Annotated in this window: 1 protein-coding gene and 1 pseudogene; one reads left to right on the top strand and one right to left on the bottom strand. The window is 72.3% G+C overall.

Annotated features, from left to right (window positions below):
• The coding region (locus tag AC27VN_RS41905) for a LysR substrate-binding domain-containing protein (RefSeq protein ID WP_490880578.1) at nucleotides 1-813 on the bottom strand (813 nt) is incomplete at its 3' end.
• Between the two features lie 130 nt (nucleotides 814-943).
• Between AC27VN_RS41905 and AC27VN_RS41900 the strand changes: the two are divergent.
• Nucleotides 944-1191, top strand: a pseudogene (locus tag AC27VN_RS41900) (amidase); the annotation flags it as partial.

Genomic DNA, 1191 nt, shown 5'->3' with positions numbered 1-1191 from the left:
GTCGATCTCGGGCGGCAGCGCGCTCACCAGCTTGCGCATGCGCACCTCCTTGCGCACCGCGCTCTGCGGCAGGAAGGCGATGCCGTGGCCCTCGAGCGCCATCACCTTCAGGCCCTCGGCCATGTCGGTCTCGTAGACCCGGTCGAGGTGGATCGCGGTGCCCGATTCCTTGAGCAGCTGGTCGACCACGCGCCCCAGGTAGGCGCCCGGCGCGTAGCCCAGGTAGGGCAGCGGCTGGCCGGCGCGGCCCGGCAGCCGGTAGCGCGGCGCGCCCTCGGCGTCGGCCTTGACCCAGGGCGCCACGGTCTCCTCGCCCAGGCTCACCATCTCGTACTTGTTGGCGTCGAGCTGCAGCGGCTGCGAGGGATGGTGGTAGGCGATCAGCAGGTCGCAGCTGCCCTCGACCAGCCGCAGCACGGCGTCGTGCACGTTGAGCGCGATCAGCCGGCTCTTGATCGGGCCGAAGTGCTCGCGCAGGCTGGTGACCCACGAGGGGAAGAAGGTGAAGGCCAGCGTGTGCGGTATCGCGAACTCGATCACGTCCTGCCCGGCGGCCGAATGGCCGCGCAGCATGGCGCGCGTGCTCTGCAGCGCCTGCAGCATCTCGATGGCCTGGCTGTAGAGCGTCTGGCCCGCGGGCGTGAGCCGCGTGGGATAGGAGCTGCGGTCGACGAGGTCGGTGCCGGCCCAGCCCTCCAGCGCCTGGATGCGGCGCGAGAACGCCGGCTGGGTCACGTGCCGCAACTGGGCGGAGCGGCTGAAGCTGCGCGTCTCGGCCAGGCTGATGAAGTCTTCGAGCCACTTGGTTTCCATGGCGGGCGATTATGTGCCGCCGCGCGCGGGGCCGCGCCGGCCGGTGCTCGGGGACAACCCGCCCCCGGTCCGGCCCGGGCGGCGCCGGGCTGCCACATACTGGCGCCTCGTCCTTCTCCGATCCCACGCCATGCCCACCGACGACCTACTCGCCCTCAGCGCCACCGCCCTGTCGCGCCGCCTCGCCGAACGCAGCCTCTCGTGCCGCGAGCTGATGCAGGCCACGCTCGCGCGCATCGAGGCCCTGAACCCGCGCTTCAACGCCATCGTCTCGCTGCGGGACCCCGTGGCGCTGCTGGCCGAGGCCGACCAGCGCGACGCCGAGCTGGCGCGCGGCGAGCGCCGCGGCTGGATGCACGGCTTTCCGCTCGCGGTGAA

This window comes from Variovorax sp. 20P10.2.4 (assembly GCF_058244205.1).
Note: the sequence above shows the minus strand (reverse complement) of the source record. Positions and strands in the feature narration are given on the sequence as shown.